Origin of the sequence: Curtobacterium sp. WHRI 8282 (assembly GCF_040223925.2) — a bacterium.
GTDB lineage: Bacteria > Actinomycetota > Actinomycetes > Actinomycetales > Microbacteriaceae > Curtobacterium > Curtobacterium flaccumfaciens.
In genome coordinates, this window is record NZ_JBEHCD020000002.1 from 588,446 (window position 1) to 608,452 (window position 20,007).

General features: G+C 68.2%; 19 protein-coding genes and 1 tRNA gene. 15 read left to right on the forward strand and 5 right to left on the reverse strand.

What is annotated here, in order from left to right; all coding sequences use genetic code 11:
• Window positions 1-2: 2 nt before the first annotated feature.
• Entirely contained in the window at window positions 3-1,442 is a 1,440-nt protein-coding gene (locus ABRP24_RS09080) for a glycosyltransferase family 87 protein (protein ID WP_301628314.1), read from the reverse strand.
• Between the two features lie 87 nt (window positions 1,443-1,529).
• Here ABRP24_RS09080 and ABRP24_RS09085 point away from each other — a divergent pair, with 87 nt between their 5' ends.
• From ABRP24_RS09085 to pheA, 4 genes are read left to right on the forward strand one after another with little or no spacing between them, the layout of a single operon-like run.
• Entirely contained in the window at window positions 1,530-2,912 is a 1,383-nt protein-coding gene (locus ABRP24_RS09085) for a molybdopterin-dependent oxidoreductase (RefSeq protein ID WP_301628312.1), read from the forward strand.
• On the forward strand, window positions 2,909-3,379 hold the full coding sequence (locus ABRP24_RS09090) for a hypothetical protein (RefSeq protein WP_301628309.1): 471 nt from the start codon (window positions 2,909-2,911) through the stop codon (window positions 3,377-3,379). The genes ABRP24_RS09085 and ABRP24_RS09090 overlap by 4 nt, the downstream gene beginning before the upstream one ends.
• A gap of 28 nt (window positions 3,380-3,407) precedes the next feature.
• A complete protein-coding gene (locus tag ABRP24_RS09095) occupies window positions 3,408-3,953 on the forward strand; it encodes a MarR family winged helix-turn-helix transcriptional regulator (protein WP_027466075.1) in 546 nt (181 codons plus the stop codon).
• A 39-nt stretch (window positions 3,954-3,992) separates the two neighbouring features.
• A complete protein-coding gene (gene pheA / locus ABRP24_RS09100) occupies window positions 3,993-4,949 on the forward strand; it encodes a prephenate dehydratase (RefSeq protein WP_071406510.1) in 957 nt (318 codons plus the stop codon).
• A gap of 138 nt (window positions 4,950-5,087) precedes the next feature.
• Here pheA and ABRP24_RS09105 read toward each other — a convergent pair whose 3' ends face one another.
• Entirely contained in the window at window positions 5,088-6,158 is a 1,071-nt protein-coding gene (locus ABRP24_RS09105; protein WP_173035051.1) for a diacylglycerol kinase family protein, read from the reverse strand.
• A 55-nt stretch (window positions 6,159-6,213) separates the two neighbouring features.
• On the opposite strand from ABRP24_RS09105, the gene serS reads away from it, so the two are divergent.
• The 10 genes from serS (at window position 6,214) to ABRP24_RS09155 (ending at window position 16,195) form a co-directional block, all read left to right on the forward strand.
• Window positions 6,214-7,479 carry a serine--tRNA ligase gene (serS, locus tag ABRP24_RS09110; protein WP_301628307.1) on the forward strand — a complete coding sequence of 422 codons (1,266 nt, stop codon included), beginning with the start codon at window positions 6,214-6,216 and terminating at the stop codon, window positions 7,477-7,479.
• Window positions 7,476-8,339, forward strand: a complete 864-nt coding sequence (locus ABRP24_RS09115) for an HAD family hydrolase (protein ID WP_176709279.1) — start codon at window positions 7,476-7,478, stop codon at window positions 8,337-8,339. Before serS ends, ABRP24_RS09115 begins: the two co-directional genes overlap by 4 nt.
• 83 nt (window positions 8,340-8,422) lie before the next feature.
• Window positions 8,423-8,507 (forward strand) — tRNA-Ser (locus tag ABRP24_RS09120).
• Between the two features lie 1,303 nt (window positions 8,508-9,810).
• The gene (locus tag ABRP24_RS09125; protein ID WP_301628304.1) at window positions 9,811-10,827 is read left to right on the forward strand and encodes a Gfo/Idh/MocA family protein; all 1,017 of its coding nucleotides are present in this window, start codon (window positions 9,811-9,813) and stop codon (window positions 10,825-10,827) included.
• Window positions 10,808-11,956 (forward strand): DegT/DnrJ/EryC1/StrS family aminotransferase, encoded by a 1,149-nt coding sequence (locus ABRP24_RS09130; protein WP_349849868.1) that lies wholly within the window; start codon window positions 10,808-10,810, stop codon window positions 11,954-11,956. The genes ABRP24_RS09125 and ABRP24_RS09130 overlap by 20 nt, the downstream gene beginning before the upstream one ends.
• Window positions 11,953-12,462, forward strand: coding sequence for an NUDIX hydrolase (locus ABRP24_RS09135; protein ID WP_139179084.1), 510 nt, complete (start codon window positions 11,953-11,955; stop codon window positions 12,460-12,462). The genes ABRP24_RS09130 and ABRP24_RS09135 overlap by 4 nt, the downstream gene beginning before the upstream one ends.
• Window positions 12,459-13,640 (forward strand): glycosyltransferase, encoded by a 1,182-nt coding sequence (locus tag ABRP24_RS09140; RefSeq protein ID WP_349849866.1) that lies wholly within the window; start codon window positions 12,459-12,461, stop codon window positions 13,638-13,640. The genes ABRP24_RS09135 and ABRP24_RS09140 overlap by 4 nt, the downstream gene beginning before the upstream one ends.
• A 101-nt stretch (window positions 13,641-13,741) precedes the next feature.
• Window positions 13,742-14,863, forward strand: a complete 1,122-nt coding sequence (locus ABRP24_RS09145) for a hypothetical protein (RefSeq protein WP_027466093.1) — start codon at window positions 13,742-13,744, stop codon at window positions 14,861-14,863.
• A 253-nt stretch (window positions 14,864-15,116) separates the two neighbouring features.
• Window positions 15,117-15,635, forward strand: a complete 519-nt coding sequence (locus ABRP24_RS09150; protein WP_301628298.1) for a GNAT family N-acetyltransferase — start codon at window positions 15,117-15,119, stop codon at window positions 15,633-15,635.
• Window positions 15,632-16,195 carry a GrpB family protein gene (locus ABRP24_RS09155; RefSeq protein WP_301628296.1) on the forward strand — a complete coding sequence of 188 codons (564 nt, stop codon included), beginning with the start codon at window positions 15,632-15,634 and terminating at the stop codon, window positions 16,193-16,195. Before ABRP24_RS09150 ends, ABRP24_RS09155 begins: the two co-directional genes overlap by 4 nt.
• 17 nt (window positions 16,196-16,212) lie before the next feature.
• Here the strand turns inward: ABRP24_RS09155 and ABRP24_RS09160 are convergent, their stop codons facing one another.
• Window positions 16,213-16,908, reverse strand: a complete 696-nt coding sequence (locus ABRP24_RS09160) for an SDR family oxidoreductase (RefSeq protein WP_214559253.1) — start codon at window positions 16,906-16,908, stop codon at window positions 16,213-16,215.
• An 84-nt stretch (window positions 16,909-16,992) separates the two neighbouring features.
• On the opposite strand from ABRP24_RS09160, the gene ABRP24_RS09165 reads away from it, so the two are divergent.
• A complete protein-coding gene (locus ABRP24_RS09165; RefSeq protein ID WP_301628293.1) occupies window positions 16,993-17,448 on the forward strand; it encodes a helix-turn-helix domain-containing protein in 456 nt (151 codons plus the stop codon).
• Between the two features lie 130 nt (window positions 17,449-17,578).
• On the opposite strand, the gene ABRP24_RS09170 is transcribed toward ABRP24_RS09165, so the two are convergent.
• Window positions 17,579-18,592, reverse strand: coding sequence for a LacI family DNA-binding transcriptional regulator (locus ABRP24_RS09170; RefSeq protein WP_301628291.1), 1,014 nt, complete (start codon window positions 18,590-18,592; stop codon window positions 17,579-17,581).
• 76 nt (window positions 18,593-18,668) lie between these two features.
• On the reverse strand, window positions 18,669-19,919 hold the full coding sequence (locus ABRP24_RS09175; RefSeq protein ID WP_371836743.1) for a Gfo/Idh/MocA family protein: 1,251 nt from the start codon (window positions 19,917-19,919) through the stop codon (window positions 18,669-18,671).
• Window positions 19,920-20,007: the final 88 nt, after the last annotated feature.

A 20,007-nucleotide genomic window follows, 5' to 3' on the forward strand; every position in this document is an offset into this window, starting at 1 on the left:
CGTCAGCGTACGTGTTCCACGCGCCGGAACGACAGCCGCTCCCACCACCGTCGCCACTCCGACCGCTCCGTGCGCAGGAGCGTGACGACCACGATGACCACCACGGCCGCGAGCAACCACCACCGGTAGGCGTCCGCCGACGGCCACACCCCGCGCAGCGCGATGGCGAGGCCGATCGACAACCACTCCCACCGCCCGGACAGCACCACGAACGGGATGAGCAGCAGCGCGTACCAGGGGTAGCGCGGCGTCACGGCGAGGAACGTCACGCCGATCATCAGGACCTCGCCCGACCACGGCCGCGCCGGGTCGGACAACCGCCACGCCACGAACGCCGCCAGCAGCACCAGGAGCCCCACCACCAGGGTCGCAGCGTCGCCCTTGACCACGAGCGACACCAGCGCGAACCGGGAGCCGTCCTCGTAGCCCTCCTCGTTCAGGTAGCCGGGCAGGTACCCGAGCACGTCGAGCCCGGTCGTCAGCACGTAGGGCACGTAGAGCAGCCCGAACACCGCGATGCCGATCGGGATCGCCCACCAGGCCCGACCGCGGCCGAGCAACGGCGGGTACACGATCGCCGGGATGAGCTTCGTCGCGGTCGCGGCCCCGAGCGCGATGCCGCCCCAGATCGGCCGGCCGAAGGCGACGAGCACGACACCGGCCGTGGCGAGGGCGGCACCGACGACGTCGACGTGCGAGTTGGTGACCGCCTCGGACGCGACGAGCGGCGACCAGGCCCAGAGCGCCGCCCACCAGGTCGGACGGCCGAGGCGGCGGAGCACCAGGACGAGCCCGACGGTCACACCGAGCGACACGAGCAGCCCGGCGACCTGGAACGGCAGGTACTGCGCGGTCGCCGGCACGAAGAACCGCACCGCGGCGAACCACAGCTGCGCCATCGGCGGGTAGATCGTCGTGACGTCCGGCCGGTTGATCGCGGTGCAGTGCCCGTCGGCGCCGTCGCCGAGCCCACGGAACCGGGGCTTCAGCGGATCGCACGTGCCGTCCACCTTGTCGGGGAACAACCAGTCGGGTCGGAGACCGGACAGTGCCGCGGACTGGGGGGTGTGCGCGTACGGTGAGACTCCGGCATGCTGGACGATGCCGTCCCACGCGTACCGGGCGGAGTCGGTGCTCGTGTTCGGCGGTCCGACCAGCGCGGCGATGCCGATCACCACCGCTCCGCCGATGACCATGGTGGTCATCCACCGGACGGGCACGAAACGCACCGCGAGCACGGCGATCACGAAGACGGTCCAAGCGATCAGCGTCCACGCAACGAATGCAGAACGATGGCCCGATCGGAGGAACCCCAGATGCGTGACGCCGACGGCGATGACGCCCGACAGGGCGAGTACTCCCACGACGGCCAGCACCGTGCCGATCCGGACGGCGGTGCCGTCGGCCAGGGACGGTCGGAAGGCACGCAGTCGGTCGCTCATGGTCCGTCGAGGCTATCCGGCCTCCAGCGCCTGCTGCACGACGGACGAGCAGCTCTGGCGTCCCCCAACCGCAACGCCCGCTCGGCGGTGGTGCTCGGGCGTCTGCTCGGCATCGCGTTCCTGATCTGCTTCGGCACCGGGATCTACAGCCACCTGCTGCAGGAACCGCTCGGCTGGATGCGGTTCCCGACCCGTCCGACGCAGCTGTACCAGTTCACGCAGGGCCTGCACATCACGACCGGGATCGCGATCATCCCGCTGCTGCTCGCCAAGCTCAACACCGTCATGCCCGCCCTGGTGCAGGTGCCGCCGGTGCGCGGCGTGCTGCACCTGCTCGAGCGGCTGTCGATCGCGGTGCTCGTGTCCGCGTCGATCATCCAGGTCGTCACCGGCCTGCTCAACACGTACCAGTGGTACCCGTGGCCGTTCCCGTTCCGCCAGGTGCACAACGCGATGGCCTACGTGATCATCGGGTCGCTGGCCATCCACATCGCCGCCAAGCTGCCGGTCATCGCCCGCTACTGGCGGAAGCGCGACTCCTACGACGCGCACGGCCGGTTCATCGCGGACCCCGCGTCCGGCAGTGAGCTGCTCCCACCCGGCCTGGAGGCTCGTGGTGCGTCCGCCCCGCACGCTGCGGTCGCCGAGACCACCGGGTCCACCGCCCCCGGCCTGCTGGGCCGCGTGTTCCGCTGGATCGACGGCGTCGACGCCGCCCCCGCCGGCGCCGAGTCCCGGCCCACCGGACCGGACGCGGCGCCGGAGACCCGCGAGGTGTCCGAGGAGCCGAGTCCCGGCCAGCCGACGGCCGACGTGGGGGAGCCGAGCCGGGCCTCCAGGCCGACGCCGGACGCAGCCACCGGACGACGCCAGCGCATCGCCCGACGCGCGTTCTTCGCCGGCGTGACGGCGGCGACCGTCGGTGTCGTCGCGCTCACGGCGGGGCAGTCCTCGAAGCTCGCGGAACCATTCAACGTGTTCGGCGCCCGTGGCCGCGGCATCGGCGCGAACGGACTGCCGGTGAACCGGACCGCGCGTGCGGCCGGTGTGCTCGCCAGCGCGACCGCCGCCGACTGGACGCTCACCGTCGTCGGCCACGACGTGAGCCGGACGTTCGTCCGGGCGGAACTCGTCGCACTCGGCACCGCGCAGGTCGACCTGCCGATCTCGTGCGTCGAGGGGTGGAGCCAGATGGCGACCTGGAGGGGCGTGCGGATGCGCGACCTGCTCGACGCCGTGCAGGCGCCGCAGGGGTCGCACGTGCGGGTGACGAGCCTGGAACGGCACGGCGGCTACCGGATCATGGACATGGGACCGGAGTACGCCGAGGACCCGACGACGCTCATCGCCCTCGAGCTGAACGGTGCGACGCTCGACCTGGACCACGGGTTCCCGGCGCGGATCATCGCTCCCGGGCGGCCCGGTGTGCTGCAGACCAAGTGGATCGAGAAGATCGAGGTGCTCCGGTGAAGGCCGCGCGGATCGTGCTCGTGGTGATCGGCGTGCTGGTCATCGCGTTCGGGGCGTACGTGCTCGTGACGTCCGTCAAGCCGAACCGCATCGGCGGGCTCGGGGTGTGGCTGCTCGCGGCCGTGGTGCTGCACGACGCGGTCCTGTCCCCGTTCGTGGTCGGTGCCGGGCTGCTACTGCGTCGGGCCGGACGCTCGCTGCGGGCCTGGGTGCTCGTCGTCGTGCAGGCGGCGATCGTGCTCGGCAGCGTGCTCGCCCTGGTGGTCCTGCCGGAGATCGCCGCCAAGGACCACGGGCAGAAGAACCCCACCGTGCTGCCGTTCGACTACGGCACGCGGCTGCTGCTCGTCGAGGGGGCGCTGCTCGTCGTCGTGGTGGTGGTGCTCGCGGTCGGAGTGGTGCGGTCGCGTCGCGCTGGCGGTTCGTCCGGTTCGTCCGGTTCGTCCGCCGTGTGCAGCACTGGTTAAAGGGACAACCTTTCGGTATGATCAGGTCATGACCGACGAGACCCCGTGGCTCACCCGCGAGCAGCTGCGCGCGTGGATGAAGCTCGTCGCGGTCATGGAACTCCTGCCGGCGGCGCTCGACCAGCAGCTGCAGCGCGACGCCGACCTGACGCACTTCGACTACATGGTCATCGCGATGCTCTCCGAGACCGACACCCGGACCCTGCGGATGTCGGCGCTCGCCTCGGCCACGAACGCCTCGTTGCCGCGGCTGTCGCACGTGGTGTCACGCCTCGAGAAGCGCGGACTCGTCACCCGGTGCCCGTCGACCTCCGACCGCCGCGCCACCGACGTCCGCCTGACCGACGCCGGGTACGCCACCATCGTCGAGGCAGCTCCGGACCACGTCCGCACCGCCCGCCGGGTGGTCATCGACGCGCTCTCCGACGAGCAGGTCGCGCAGCTCGACGGCATCGCGGCGTCGCTCCTGACGCGGCTCGACCCCGAGGGGCGCTTCGCAGCGCTGACCTACCCGCGCGAGGACGACGACACCGCGATCTGCGAGCAGCGGCTGACGGGTGCGGCGACGGACTGAGGCTGCCTGGCCGCCGCGTCCCTGCAATAGGCTCGCCGCATGACCGACCCCGCCGCGCCGTCCGACACGTACTCCTACCTCGGACCCGCCGGCACGTTCACCGAGGCGGCCCTGAAGCTCGTCGAGGCCGCCGCCGGCAAGCCCTGGCGGAGCGTCAACAACGTCGGTGAGGCCCTGGACGACGTCATGTCCGGCCGGTCGATCGGTGCCGTCATCGCGATCGAGAACAGCGTCGACGGCGGGGTCAGCGCCACGCAGGACGCCCTGGCTCGGATCCCCGGCGTGCGGATCGTGGGGGAATACCTGGTCCCGGTCGACTTCGTGCTCGTCGCCCGACCCGGCACGACGCTGGCCGACGTCCGCACCGTGAACGCGCACCCGGTCGCCTACGCGCAGACGCACAACTGGCTCGAGGCGAACCTGCCCGGCCACGGGCACATCCCGGCGTCGTCGAACGTCGCCGCGGCCCTCGCCCTGCTCGAGGCGAACCCCACCGCCGACGCCGCCGTCGCGCCGCCCGGAATCACGGACCACCACGACGTCGTCGTGCTCGCATCGTCCATCGGGGACAACGCCTCGGCGGTCACCCGGTTCGTGCTCGTGTCGAAGACCCTCGCCCTGCCCGAGCCGACCGGCGCCGACAAGACCAGCGTCATCGTCGAGCTGCCCGCCGACCACCCCGGCGCCCTGGTCGACATGCTCGAGCAGTTCGCGACGCGGGGCATCAACATGGGGCTGCTGTCGTCCCGCCCGATCGGTGACGAGCTCGGCCGCTACCGGTTCGTCATCGACCTCGACGGGCACGTGCGCGACGAGCGGGTCGCGGACGCGCTGCTCGGCCTGCGTCGCTTCAGCCCGCGCGTGACGTTCCTCGGGTCGTACCCGCGCGCCGACGGTGCCCGCCCCGAGGTGCCCGCGCGCTACTCGGACGCCGCGTTCGTCGAGGCGCGGGATTGGTTGCGCGCGATCGTGTCGGGCGAGCCCGGGGCGCGGTAGCTCGGCGCTCCGCGGCGCCGTGACGCCGTGTGGTGCGAGGTTCCGTAGTCGGTGAGAGCCCGCGGCCCTCGCACGGACGACGGAACCTCGCACGGAGCGACGGAGCGACGGAGCGACGGAGCGAGCGACCGGGTCGGCTCAGGGCACCTGGCGCGAGCCGTGGCGGTCGTCCGCCGGGTCCGGCACGCGCACGGAGAGCCCCATCGGGTCGATGCGCGAACGGAAGGCGATGACCTCCCCCACCGGGTCGCCGTCGATCTCGAACTCGTCGGGCCGCTCGAGCCGTGCCGTGAACTCCTGCCCGCGCAGGTAGCGCAGGGGGCGCTCCTCGCGTGAACGCGACACGATCTTCTTGCCGACGGCGGTCTTGCCCAGGTTCGACCGGCGGAACGCCCGCAGGATCCCGTTCTCCCAGAACACCCGGGCACCGATCCGCACCCAGCCGAAGAACCCGCGGGGACGCATCACAGCGATGTCGAACACCCCGTCGTCGATCTCGGCGTCGGGCAGCAGGATCGCGCCGGCCTGGAGCATCCCGCAGTTGCCGACGATGAGCGAGTGCGCCCGGAGCGAGTGGTTGCCGTCGTCGTCGAGCTGGTAGCGGAACTCGAACGCGTTCGCGTCGCGCACCGAGCGGAACAGCGAGTCGACGTAGGCGAGCCAGCCGACCTTCTTCTTCAGCTCGGGGCGGGTGTTCACGAGCATCCGGGCGTCGAGCCCGAGGCCCGCCATCACCAGGAAGCCGAAGCGTTCGCGCTCGCCGCCGGGGCGCTCGACCTTGAGCATGCCGAAGTCGATCTTGCGGTCGTCGCCGTGGAAGATCGTCCGGACGCTCGCGGCCAGGTCGTCGAGGGGGAGCTTCATGTTGCGCGCGAGCAGGTTGCCGGTGCCGCTCGGCAGCAGCGCGAGGGTCGAACCAGACTCGTGCACGACCTCGGCGACCGCACGGACCGTGCCGTCACCGCCGGCCGCCGCGACGACGTCGGCACCGGCCTCGATCGCCGCGCGGGCCATGCCGCCGCCCGGGTCTTCCTCCGAGGTCTCGAACCACAGGGTCTCGGCCCAGCCGGCCTGCTGCTGGTGTTCCGCGACCGTGCGCTGGAGGGTCGGCAGGTGGACCTTGACCGGGTTGTAGACCACCGCGGCCGTCCGCTGCTCGGTGGGGAGGGCGTCCTGGTCCGCGGGCGCGGTCTCCGAAGGGGTCGACATACGTCCACGCTACCGATCGAGGCTGCGTGCGGTTGCCCCCGTCTAGGATGGGGCGGTGATCGATCCACAGCTGCTTCGCGACAACCCGGACGTCATCAAGGCTTCACAGCAGGCGCGTGGTGCCTCCGTGGCCGTCGTCGACGAAGCCGTCGCCGCCGATTCCGCCCGCCGCAGTGCGATCACCTCGTTCGAGTCGCTCCGCGCCGAGCAGAACGCGTTCGGCAAGACCGTCGCCAAGGCCCCGAAGGACGAGAAGGCCGCGCTCGTGCAGCAGGCCCAGGCCCTCGCCGCACAGGTGAAGGAGGCGCAGGCCACCGTCACCGCGGCCGAGGACTCCTTCAGCACCGTCGTCCGCGGCATCCCGAACGTCGTGCTCCCCGGTGTGCCCGAGGGCGGCGAGGACGACTTCGTCACGCTCCGCACCGTCGGCACCAAGCCCGAGTTCGACTTCGAGCCGAAGGACCACGCCGACCTCGGCGAGCACCTCGGCATCATCGACATCCCGCGTGGCGTGAAGGTCTCCGGCTCGCGCTTCTACTTCCTGCGCGGCATGGGCGCCCGGCTCGAGATCGCGCTGATGTCGCTCGGCCTCGACCGTGCGATCGCCGCCGGCTTCGAGCCGCTCATCACCCCGACGCTCGTCCGACCCGAGACGATGGCCGGCACCGGCTTCCTCGGTGAGCACGCGGCCGAGGTCTACCGGCTCGAAGCCGACGACCTGTACCTGACCGGCACGAGCGAGGTCGCCCTCGCCGGGTTCCACGCCGACGAGATCCTGCCGCTCGAGGAAGGACAGGCCCACCGCTACGCCGGCTGGTCGACCTGCTACCGCCGCGAGGCCGGTTCGGCGGGCAAGGACAACCGCGGCATCCTCCGCGTGCACCAGTTCAACAAGCTCGAGATGTTCGCCTACGTCCACCCGGACCAGGCCGAGGCCGAGCACGAGCGCCTCGTCTCGCACCAGGAGCAGATGCTCCAGGACCTCGGGCTCCACTACCGCGTGATCGACGTCGCCGCCGGCGACCTCGGCACGAGCGCGGCGAAGAAATACGACATCGAGGCCTGGGTCCCGACCCAGGGCACGTTCCGCGAGCTCACCTCGACGTCGAACTGCACGACGTTCCAGGCCCGCCGTCTCGACATCCGGTACCGCACCGAGAGCGGCAAGACCGCTCCGGTCGCCACCCTGAACGGCACCCTCGCCACCACCCGCTGGATCGTCGCGATCCTCGAGACGCACCAGCAGGCCGACGGTTCCGTCGTCGTGCCCGAGGTCCTGCGCCCCTACCTCGGTGGCGTCGAGGTGATCGAGCCCCGATGAGCACCCAGGGACGGTTCGTGGACGGCACCTCGCAGGGCGCGGGCAGCGACGCGCCCGCCCGCACCAAGCGCTGGCTGGTCGCGCTCGACATCGACGGCACCACCATGCGTGAGGACGGTGTCATCACGCAGGCGGTGGTCGCCGCCGTCCGTGACGCCGAGGCCGCCGGCCACGAGGTCATGCTCTCGACCGGCCGCAGCGAGGGCATGACCGTGCCCCTGCTCGAGACCCTCGGCATCCGGCCGAAGTACCTGGTGTGCGCCAACGGTGCGCTCATCCTTGCCCGCCGCGCCGACGGCTCCTACGTGCGCGAACACGTCGAGCGGTTCGACCCGTCCGAGGTGCTGCAGACCATCCACGGAGCGCTCGAGAACGCGGCCTTCGGCGTCGAGGACGAGACCGGTCACTTCCTGCTGTCCGGCAACTTCCCCGACGACACCATGACCGTCGAGGGCGAGCACGTGCCGTTCGAGCAGCTGCTCGGCGTCGAGGCCACCCGCGTCGTCGTCATCTCGCCCGGCCACGACACCGAGGACTTCCTGCAGATCGTCGAGCAGATGGGCCTGCACAAGGTCTCGTACTCCGTCGGCTGGACGTCGTGGCTCGACATCGCTCCCGAGGGCGTGACGAAGGCCACCGCCATGGAGCGCGTGCGCGAGTGGCTCGACATCCCGCGATCGCGCGTCTTCGCCGCGGGCGACGGCCGCAACGACATCGACATGCTCCGCTGGGCCTCGACCTCCGGTCGCGGGGTCGTCATGGGCCAGGCCCCCGACGACGTCGTCGACGCCGGCAACGAGCTCACCGGTGGCATCACCGACGACGGCCTGGCAGCGGCGCTCGACTCCCTGCCCCGCTAGTCCGCGCTCGCGCGCACCCCTGCCTGGAGGCCCGGGTAGACTTCCCGGGACGCGATCACGTCTCGCCACGTGGTCGCGTCACTGGAGGGTTGTCCGAGCGGCCGATGGAGCCTGTCTTGAAAACAGGTGGGCAGAGATGTCTCGTGGGTTCGAATCCCACACCCTCCGCGATGGCCGTTCGGAGTCCGAACAGCCCAAGAACGTGCTAGCGATCCACCACTGTTCGCGGCTGCGCTGCGATTGCTTGCACCTTGGTCCATGGACTCTCGGTAGGAGCTCCTGCCAACGTCTTCCTCCAACGATGAGCAGCTGCCCGTGCTGACTCATCGATGCGCAGCGAGTCCAGTCGAGCGCGGACTCCCCGCCAATCGGGTCGGACGGTGCCCGCATCGTGTGCCGCCCACGACGTCTCACCGCTGGTCTCGATGATTTGAGCAAGCCCGAGGCGCCGGAGGGCGTGCGCATTCGCCAACCGCTCGGGGCTTCCCCCAGGCAGGACAACCCCGGTGAGGCCGAACTGAAGGAGCAGCAAAGTTGTGCCGTGGCCGCCGTGAAAGACCACGCTGTCGCACGAAGCAAGTACCTCGTCGGAGGCCAGCTCCAAGCAATCGACACCGATCGCACGTAACGTCCGCGCCAGCCGCGTCGGGGGCGTTCGCCCCCACGCCACGGACAGTGACGGGCCGAGATCAGCGAAAGCGCCAAGAAAGGCGTCCACGTCGTCGGACTCGGGAACGACGCCGTAGAAGAGCGTTCGATGGCCGTCTGGCGACGTTGGACCAGAAGGCGTCTGTCGACCCGTCAACGGTCCGAGGTACGTGACCTTCCCCCTGAAGCCCTTCGGTACCTGATCGATCTGCGGCACACTCGGAACACCAACGCCGCCTACTGCCAAGAGTTCACGGCCGTCGACGAGTCGCCCTGCGCCTAGTGAATCCGCCATGTCTGTCCAGATCTGCTCGGACGCTCGCCCGGCGTACCGGTGCCCGGGAAGATGCAGCGATTGGAGCACGGACGTCACGGGTATGCCGAACCGCGCCGCGGCCGATCCCACTGATGGGCGACCGTCGTGCACCGCGAGGTTTGCGTTGAACGCTCGCAGCGTGCTCGCGTCCCATTCGACTGACAAGGAAAAGTACGCCGGGTCGGTCCAGCGGTCCCAATAACCGGCCGAGATGAGACCCTCTGGGTACACGACGGGATGCACACCGGACCGTGCGACGAGATCGACGTGCTTCTGAGTCGAGACCGCCATCGCGCACGAATGGCCGGCTTCGTTTGCTTCACGCGCGATATGCAGAAGTCGGCCGACGTGCCCGTTCCCGCCACCCCAAGGGAAGAATAACACCCGCAAGGGAATCCCTCCGTTCCTCGATTCGTCGAGAACTGATTCGATGCGAACCGGAGCTCATGCTAGCGTGCCCTGATGGGGGTACGTTGTGGTACCTTCACTGACCACGAGGGGGACTCAATGGCGAGTATGAAAAAAATTGCGGTGATCGGGGTTGGTGAGCAGGCCTGGACGAATCTCGTGCCCAGCCTCGCGACCATACCGAACGTGCGTATCGATTGGGTCTGTGACACCGACCTGGTCGCGCGCTCCCGAGCTGCGGAGAAGTTGAAAGCAGTTGAATTCGGATCAGTTGAAGAGCTCCTCGGCTCAGTTACACCGGATGCACTGATCGTCGCGTCGACTCCGACAGTGCACCAGCGTGTTCTGGAAATGGCTATCCCGCGCGGGATCCCGACGTTCGTCGAGAAGCCTCCTACGTTGACGACGAGTGGCCTTCAACAACTCCTGCGGCTGAATCGCACGTCGGGCACGCCTACCCGGGTGGGGCTCAACTTCAGCTACTCCGAGCCAGTGCAGATAGCGCTCCAAGCCATGCAGGACGCGGCCTTTGGCAACCTGGCGTACATGCGTATCAACCATCTGAACAACAAACCTGACCAGCCGCTTTGGTTGCAGAACAATCACCGCCGGGATTTTCTTCTATCACAAGTTATCCATGCGTTGGGTGTCGTCTTCGAGGCTGGTGCGCCTGCGAGTGATGACGAGCATTTCACTGCGTACGACAGTCAGGTTGGGGTACTCATGTCACTCAACAAACAGTTCGTGAGCCGACGATCTGGAAACCCCTTCACCTTTGAATTGGTCGCCTCGTCGTCCGCTCCGTTCTTCGATTGGAGTCTCCAAGCAATCTCTGACAACGGTTCGATGATCACGATCAACTCGCTGCTGGAGATCGAGATATCGACTCAAGGAGTCACTCATCCTCTCGGGGTCGGCCCGAAGTGGTGGCGAAGCAGCTGGCGACCGAGTCCGGTGTCGACCGGTCACAGGCGCAATGGCTTCACTCTGCAGTTCGAATCTTTTCTGAACGACAAAACCTCGCATGCTCAAATGGCTCCGACTTTGGCTGCCTGTTTGCCGATGTACGAGTTGATGGACAGGATGGAGGCGGCGAATGTCCTTGAAGCTGCTTGAGAACCGGAACATCGACATCGATGAGCGAGACGTGTCGGCAGTCGTGGCGGCCGTACAGTCAGGAGCGCTCTCGGGAACCTCGCCCCTGGTTCGAGTCTATGAGACCGAGCTCGCTGAGTACTTCGGATCGGCGTTCGCGCTTGCTGTCTCGAGCGGTACGGCGGCATTGCAAGTCCTGCTCTATGCGTACGGCATCGGCCCGGGTGACGAGGTGATTCTTCCACCGACTGCTCCGGTGATGACGGTGCTTCCGATCATCGCTTCGGGGGCGTGCCCGGTGTTCGTGGACATCGCTGCGACGACGTTCGGCCTAGACCTGCGGGGCCTCGAGCTCGCGCGTTCCGCCCGCACTCGGCTGATTGTCACGGTGCCGATGTGGGGATATCCGACGAACGTCGAAGAGGTGCAAAGCCTTGCTTCTGACTGGGCGATTCCAGTGATCGAAGACGCTTCGCACGCGCACGGGACCGTTGAGGGGAACGGGCGACTGGCCGGCCGCACCAGCCATGCCAGTTTCTTCAGCACTCAGGAGCGAAAAATGGTGTCCACCGGAGAAGGAGGCTTCATCCTTACAGACGACGTCGACCTCGCGCGTCGTGTCCGGGAGATCCGTGACTTCGGGAAGATCGACCCTGCCCATCCGTCTCTTGCGGCTCTGGCGGGGACCTACGGGCACGCATTCGGGCTGAACTTCAGAACATCAGCGATCGCGGCGGCTCTGGGAAGGCAGCAATTGCTGAAGCTCGACCGCAAGATAGCGGCAAGGACGGCGAACGCGGCACGTCTCGCTGAGGCAGTTCGTCGTTTGCGCCACGACTACCGACCACGGCCTGTCGAGTCGGGAACGCCGAATCACTACTCGTTGGTGGTCGAGGGGCCCCGTGGTTCCGACGCCACGGGCGTTGGCCGTGTCCTGCACAGTCGAGGCATCGTGTCAGACATCTTCCGATTCGGAGGCGTACCGCTGAACCGCATGCCGCTCTTCGCGGAGTACAGATCCGCTGACACGCCGAATGCGGAACGAGCTCTGACCGAGTTTGTGACCCTCCCAACCCATGAGGGGTTGACCGAGTCGGACCTCGGCCGGATCGAGCGCGCGATTGAGGAGACGATGGGAACGTCAGCGTGAGCGTGATTGAGGGAATGTACGACTACCAGCGTCACGACACTGCTTCCGGATACGTGACCACGCCGGACCAGGTGCGGCTGTTGCTCGTCGCCCACCGCAAGCTGCGGCGGTGGTTACCTCCGGGAGGGCACGTCGAGGACGGCGAACTTGCACACGACGCAGTCCTCCGTGAGGTTCTTGAGGAGACCGGGGTCGAAGCAATTCACCCCGCAGTCCAGTGGGACCTGCAACTCGGAGGTGTTATTGACGTGCAACTACCCGCACCGATCGCGGTATCCGCGCAGTTCATCGGACACGGCGACTCTCGAATCGGGAAACCGCATATTCACATTGATCACATCTTTCGGTTGTCCGTGAGAGAAGGCGCGGGTTTGACGACCACCGTCGACCTTGCAGAGGTGGAAGCGTGCGGCTGGTTCACGCGCGCCGAGATCCTCGAGCAGATGGACGTCTTCGATGCCACCAGGGCATTCGCGAAGAGATTCATGGACGAGGAAGCGGGATGACGCGCACCGAGGTGTCGGTCGTCATCCCGACCTTCAACCGATCGAGGGAACTCTCCCAGACACTCGAGGCACTCGACAGGCAGACGTCGTCTTCGTTCGAGGTCGTCGTGGCTGACGATGGTTCAAAACACCCCGTTGTTGATGAAGTCGAGGGGACGTTCTCGTTCCCGATGACGCACGTTCGGCAGGAGCGTGACGGATTTCGACTGGCGGCGGCACGGAACCTGGGGGCGAGCGCAGCGAGCGGCGCGCTCCTCGTGTTCCTTGACTGCGGGACGTTGCCCGGACCGCGGTTGGTGGAGACATACCTTGCAGCAGCAGAGCGAGCATCGTCGGTTGACTTCGTTGCGATGGGGCCAACGTACGGGTATGACGTCGCGCCGCCGTACGCCTCCTACGTCGCAAGGGTCTTCTGCGACGCTGGCGCCGACTTCCAGCCGCATCGCTTCTTCGGTATCCCCGGCGTTGCGGACTACCGAGAGCTGGCCCTCGCAGCCGCAGTTCACCCTGCCGAAATCATGATGCCGTGGCGCTTGTTCTGGGGCCGTAACGTAGCGGTGGCTGCGACCGCCTTCTCCAATGTCGGCGGATTTGACGAGAACTTCAGGAGCTATGGAGTCGAGGACATCGATCTCGGATACCGTCTTCTTGCCTCCGGATGTCAGGTCAGGTGGGAACGGGCGGCCTGGGCTTTGGAGATTCCTGAAGTCGCTGATCTGAGCTCGACGCAAAAGGCGGCCGAGAACGATAGCAATCTCCGGGCGATGCAACGGAAGTACGACGATGTGTGGGTGGAGTTCTACCGCGCAGTCCGTCCCTCGGCCCGGAGCGAGCAAGTCGAAGGCGAGCTCCTCGAAGCGGAGCTTCGACGGATGACGCCGTGCGCTCCGTTACGACGCACGGAGCCCGGCCCGGAGCGGATTGTCTACTTCGGTGTCCCGGAGATTCCGATTGGCGCTGACGACGTGGTCCTCGACCCATGCGTCCACCGCAGCCGTTCGGAGCACGACCCCGGTCTCGTCTCGTCTCTCGGCATGGCGACTCTCTTCAACGAAGGTCAATTCGATCGGGCAGTCATAACGCAGCGGTTCAGACCACTCCTTGCCAATTGGTCTGAATTCGTGACCGCGGAGGCCTCACGACTCGCTCATCGAGTCGATCGGACAGGTAGCCGATGAGGCGCGGAGAGGGGGAACAAGGTCACGAGCAGACACCTGCGCCAAGCCCATCGGGTCGCCCGGGATCTCGGCCCTACGAACTGGTTCTGCTCTTCAACGCGATGTTCGGAGGGCTCACGGCCGTCGGACTCCCACTCGCCTTGAACAGTGCAGGCCTCTCGAAGGCCGCCATAGCCGTGTTCTTCGTGTCCAATGCGTTCGTGGCAGTGTTCTACAACACTGTGCTCGTCCCGAGGATCCGCCGGGCGGGGTACCCGCGGCTGGCGTTGATCGGAACGCTCTGCTGTGTGCCGGTCGGGACTCTCCTCGTGGCGCGCTCGGCGGACCAGCCTGAGGTCCTCTACACCGGCGGAGTGCTCATGCTCTGCGTGAGTGCGGTCGTGCCCCAGATCTTCGGGCGAGCTGGAACTGCCCTGGGTGGAGAGATCACGACGACGATGGTCCTGCGGTTCAGGCGAGTGCTCATCGCGGGCTACATCGCCGGTCTCCTCCTGTACAGCGTCTGTGTAGCGCTGCACCTGGACCCTCTTCTCGTAGCGGCACTCGTCGCGAGCCTGTGCCTGACCGGACCGGTGTCCTCAGTGTTTCGAGGCAAGGTGGCTCCGTCGCCTAGGGCTTTGGGGGAGGCGACGCGCTCACCGCTTCGGCGTCCGCCAGCATTGGTGGTCTGCGCCGCGCTGGTCGTTGTCGCTCTACTCAAGTCGGTGGACACTCTTCGAGGGCTCTACCTTCCTTTGGTTGCGGCTTCCGGTGGTATCGAGCCGTCACTGATCTCGGCGAGTTTCATGGTCGGGTCACTGCTGGAGTTTGCGATGCTGCCGATTCTCGGCATGCTTATGCGACGGCAGGGATCTGCTCTCGCCTCCGTCGTCGTCGCTAGCGTTTCCATCGCTGTGTTCGTCCTGATGGCCTCATCGACCGGCATCTGGGCACTCTTCATCGTGCAAGCTCTCTACTCATTCGTCGGAGCCGGATTCCAGAGTGTCGGCCTGTTGCTGCTCTCTGACGTTCGAGGGTCGGATGCGGGGGCTGGGGCGAGCGCGTACATGGCGGTGACGCAGGTGGGGACGGTTCTCGGCGCATTGTTGCCGCTCGTGGTGCCGGGGTACTCCCCGGCAATCTTCTGGCTAGCTGCGGCGATGTCGTTTGGAGCGGCCGCACTCGGCTGGGTGGTGCACTCGAGATCTGGCGCATCGAGGTCGGTCTTCGGCAGTGTGAGCTGAATCAAGAGTGAGGAGACCTCGATCACCTGGGGGATCCACGATGCCTTCAAGAACTCACCTGGAGGCGGACCGATCGGAGGTCGTCGAGCACGTAAGCGGGCTCAGAGGACCGCCGTGCCACAGAGCCCTTGCCGCTACCGTGATGTAACGCACACCTCGCTGTCGTCCGGATGCAGTCCCCACAGGGGATGACGCCGACTGGCGGGATCTCTCTGCACAGACCGATTGGTGAACCTCCGCGATGGACACACGGTTGCGCCCACTCCGCCTCGACGACGCGGCCGTCCTGGCTGCGGTCATCACCGAGAACGCCGAGTTCCTGCGTCCGTGGGAACCGGCCCGAGCGCCGTCGTACTACACGGAGTCCGGGCAGCGGGACGTCATCACGCAGGCCCTCGCCGCGCAGCGGGCCGGCAACGCGGTGCCGTTCGTCATCGAGTCGACCGACGGGGAACTCCTCGGTCGGATCACGCTGAGCGGCGTCACGCGCGGCGCCCTGCAGTCGTGCGCGATGGGGTACTGGATCCGCGCCGATCGCACGCGCCAGGGCCACGCATCCCGCGCCGTCCGCGCCGCTGCGGCCCACGCGTTCGACGTGCTCCGCCTGCACCGCGTGCAGGCCGAGACGCTGCCCGAGAACGTCGGCTCGCAGCGCGCACTCGAGTCTGCCGGCTTCACCCGCTACGGCTTCGCGCCGGAGTACATCAAGATCGACGGGGTCTGGCGCGACCACGTCATGTTCCAGCTCCTCGCGCCGACGCCGGCCCCGTGATCGAGGTCGTCGAGTACCGACCTGCCTGGCCCGAGCAGTTCCGGCAGCTGCACGATGCGTACGCCGCCGCACTCGACGACGCCGACGTGCCGTTCCGGAGCATCGAGCACGTGGGCAGCACGTCCGTGCCGGGCCTGGCGGCGAAGCCCGTGCTCGACGTCGACGTCGTGGTGGACACCGATGACGTGCCGGCCGCGGTGGCGGCGATGGCGACGATCGGGTTCGCGCCGCGTGGTGACCTGGGGGTTCCGGGGCGGCAGGCGTTCCGGGCTCCGGAGCGCTTCGCCCCGACGAACACCTACGTCGTCGCAGCCGGGTCGCTCGCGCTGCGGAACCACCTGGCCGTCCGCGACGTGCTGCGTGCCGACCCGGCGCTCCGCGACGAGTACGCTGCCGTGAAACGCCGGGCAGCCACCGAGGCCGAGGACATCGACGACTACATCGAGCGGAAGAGCGAGGTGCTGGGCCGGATCCTGCGCGCCGGCGGCTTGACCGACGACGAGCGCGCCGCCATCACCGCCACGAACCGTCGGATCACCGACCGCGGCGCGGACGGCTGATCCGACGGGAGCGAGCCTCAGGCGCTGGCGAGCATCGGGTAGAGCGCGGTGAGCGGGGCGCTCAGGCCGGCCCGGACGTCACGGCTGACCTGGTCGGCGAGGACCTCGTGCTCGCCGGCCTCGACCGCGTCCCAGATCGAACGGACGATGTCGGCGGGGTCGGACTTCTCGACGTCGAGGTCGGCGATCATGCCGGTGTCGGTGTAGCCGAGGTGGGCGCCGACTACCTGGGTGCCCTGGGGTGCGAGCTCGAGGCGCAGGGAGTTCGTGATCGACCAGAACGCGGCCTTCGACGCCGAGTACGCGCCGGCGAGGGCGACCCAGCTCAGGGCGGAGTGCACGTCGATCAGCGCACCGTTGGCGATCGAGGGGGCGAAGGCCTTGGCGACGCGGAGTGCACCGAAGACGTTGGTGGCGAAGATGCGCTCGACCTCCTCGACGGAGACGTCGACGAGCGGGTCGGAGCCGGAGATCCCGGCGTTGTTCACGACGATGGTCACGTCGGCCGCGGCGCGAGCCGCGGCGTCGACGCTCTCCTGGCTCGTGACGTCGAGGGCGAGCGGGACGATGCGCTCGTCGTCCCAGGTGCGCGGGTTGCGGGCGGTCGCGTAGACCTTGGTGGCGCCACGCTCCAGGGCCTGGCGGACGAACTCGGCGCCGAGGCCGCCGTTCGCTCCGGTGACGAGGACGACGGCGTTGGTGAGGTCGGTCATGAGTGCTCCAGACAAGAGAAGTTGAGTACGGAAACCGAACCTAGCACGTTGTGTCCGGAAATCGAACCCAGCTAGGATGAACACATGCTCGGCATCCTCGGCGGCGACGAGCGCTGCCCCATCGCACGCTCCCTCGACGTCCTCGGCGAGAAGTGGACGCTCATGATCGTCCGCGACGCTGTCGGCGGCTCGACCCGCTTCAGTCAGTTCCAGCAGAGCCTCGGCATCCCGCGCGAGGTCCTGACCGCACGGCTGGCGTCACTCGTCGACGGGGGAGTGCTCGAGCGCACGACCTACAAGCCCGAGGGTGCCCGTGCCCGCGAGGAGTACGTCCTGACCGACGCCGGCCGCGACCTGTCGCTCGTGCTGCTCGCCCTCGGCGGCTGGGCCGACCGGCACCGCCCGTCCGAGCGGGCGTCGGACCTGCGCTTCGTCGACGCCGAGACCGGCGGGGCGGTCGAGGCCGCCGCCGTGACGGTGGGCGCGCAGCAGCGCATCCCGACCGCGCGCCTGCGCGCCGTCATGGAGCCAGCGTCCTGAACGCGACCAGCTGACGGCCAGGAGGCCCGTGGCGGCCCCGCGCCGCGCCTCCCCACCGGCACGGCCGGCCCGCCGCTGGCGCGTCGGTCCGGAACCGGCGGCGTGGGCCCCCAAACCGTCGGTGGGTGCGTCAGCGACGCACGTCGCACCCGCAACTCGCGCCGAGGACCAACTCGGCGGGGACCAGGTCGCGGTGCCACTGGTTGTCGGCGTCGAGGCCGAGCACGCGATCGACCGCGGCGACCGCCATCGTCTCGATCGGCTGCCGGACCGTGGTGAGCTGCGGGTTCGTGTAGTCCGCCTCGGCCGCGCCGTCGAACGACACGATCGCGACGTCCTCGGGAACTCGCAGACCGAGTTCCCACAGTGCGCGCATCACGCCGATCGCCTGCATGTCGGAGCTGACGAAGACGGCTCGGGGGCCGGTCTCGTCGACGAACATGCGGAGGCCGGCTTCGTAGCCTCCGCGCCGGGTGAAGTCGGTGCGGACGATGGGCCCGTCCGGCAGGCCGGCCTGGCGCAGGGCGCGCATCCAGCCCTGCTCGCGGAGCTCCATCGAGCCGGTGTGCCCCATCACGAGGCCGATCGAGCGGTAGCCGTGCTCGACCAGGTGCTGCGTGCCGTCGAGGGCGCCGCGCAGGGCGTCGACGCCGATGCTGGCGTACTCGGGGACCTCGAAGAACGTGTTGAGCAGGACCATCGGCAGACCGGGGTCGGTGACGGTCGACAGGTCCGGGTGGGTCATGATGCTCGTCACGATGATGCCGTCGACCTGGCGGGCGGACAGGCTGCGGAGTCGTTCGCGTTCCTGGGCGGCGTCGCCGTCGCTGTTGGCGAGCAAGACGTCGTAGCCGCGTGCAGCGGCGGCGTGGGTGACGGCGACAGCGAGCTCGGACCAGAACGGGTTGTCGAGTTCGGGCACGATCAGGCCGAGCATCTTCGACGAACCGGTGCGCAGGGCCTGGGCGCTCGCGTTCGGGCGGTAGCCGAGGACCCGGATGGCCTCGCGCACCCGGGCGGCGGTGGCGGCGGCGACGGGGCGCGGTCCGTCGTGCACGACGTAGCTGACGACGGAGGTGCTGACCCCGGCGTAGCGGGCGACGTCCGCACGGGTGACCGCCCTGGGGTTCGTCGGGACGGTCACGGGTGCCACCTTCGTCGGGTCCGGGAGCGTCGTTCGGGTGCCGGCCCTCGACGGACCGGCACCCGAACGACACGTGTTACTCGGACGCGATCGTAGCCGACGACGTGCTGCCTGCCGTCGTCGGTGCGCTCGCCGTCTCCGGGGCGTCACCGAAGTCCGGCACCTTGAGGCGGGCGCCGCCCTGCAGCGCGGACTGGTGGGCGATGATGCCCGGCAGGGTGAAGCGTGCGGCGGTCCAGGCGTTCACGGGCGGCAGGGTCCGGTCGACGACGGCGCGGACGAAGTCGTCGGCGAGGAACTGGTGGCTGCCCTCGTGTCCGGTCGGCACACCGTCGTACTCGGCGGGCAGGCGGTCGGTGTCGTGCACCTCGGCGTAGCCGGAGACGAACGCGTCGCGCAGGGACGGGTCGACGTCGGCCAGGCGCGGGTCGTCGAGGGACATCGTCGCCTGGGTGTCGATCTTGTCGCTGATGTCGTACGAGTCCTCCTTGTCCTGCCAGACGCTGGTCTTCGCGAGCTGCTCGAAGCTGGCCTCGGTGCCGAAGTAGCGGAACCGTGACTCGCGGATGTGCGACGGGTAGCCGACGCGACGCATCTCGTTGATGCGCATGACGCCGCCGTTGTCGAGCTCGAACAGGGCGGTGGCGTTCGAGAAGTCGTTGTCGAACTGGCTGACGTCCTTGTCGAAGACGCCGTCACCGCGGTCGTCCTTCACGCCGATGCAGCTGACACTGACCGCGTGCCCGGGGATCGCGCCGAGGACCCCACCGACCGAGTGCGTCGGGTAGAGCATGGGCGGGTAGCTGGCGGTGCGCTTCCACTCGTCGCCGCCGCTGTACTGGTACGCGGCGTAGAAGCCGAGGTCCATGTCGTGCACGTAGTCACCCTCGGCGTAGAACACCCGGCCGAAGGCGCCGGCGGCGACCTGCTTGCGGGCGAACACGGTCGCGGGGTTGTAGTAGCTCGTCTCGCCCATCATGTAGGTCAGGCCGGTCTCGCGGACCGCCTGGATGATGTCGCGGATCTCGTCGACGGAGATCGCCATCGGCACGGCGGAGTACACGTGCTTGCCGGCGTGCAGGGCCTTGACCACGAGCGGACCGTGGGTCCAGCGCTGCGTGAAGATCGCGACGGCGTCGACGTCCGAGGCGAGGACGGCGTCGAAGTCCGGGAACGTGCCGTCGAGGTGCTGCGTCTCGACGAGTTCGGACGCGCGCTCGCCGACGAGGTCGGTGACGTAGACCCGGTCGACGTCGGGGTGGAGCTTGAACAGCTTGGCGAACTGGGGGGCGAACTGGCCCGCGCCGACCATTCCGACAGAGATCATCAGTGACCTTTCCAGGGTGTGGGATGCGTCGCCGAGCGGGTCGCTCCGATGCGATCGAGCGCCATCCTGACACACGTTGTCTACACGT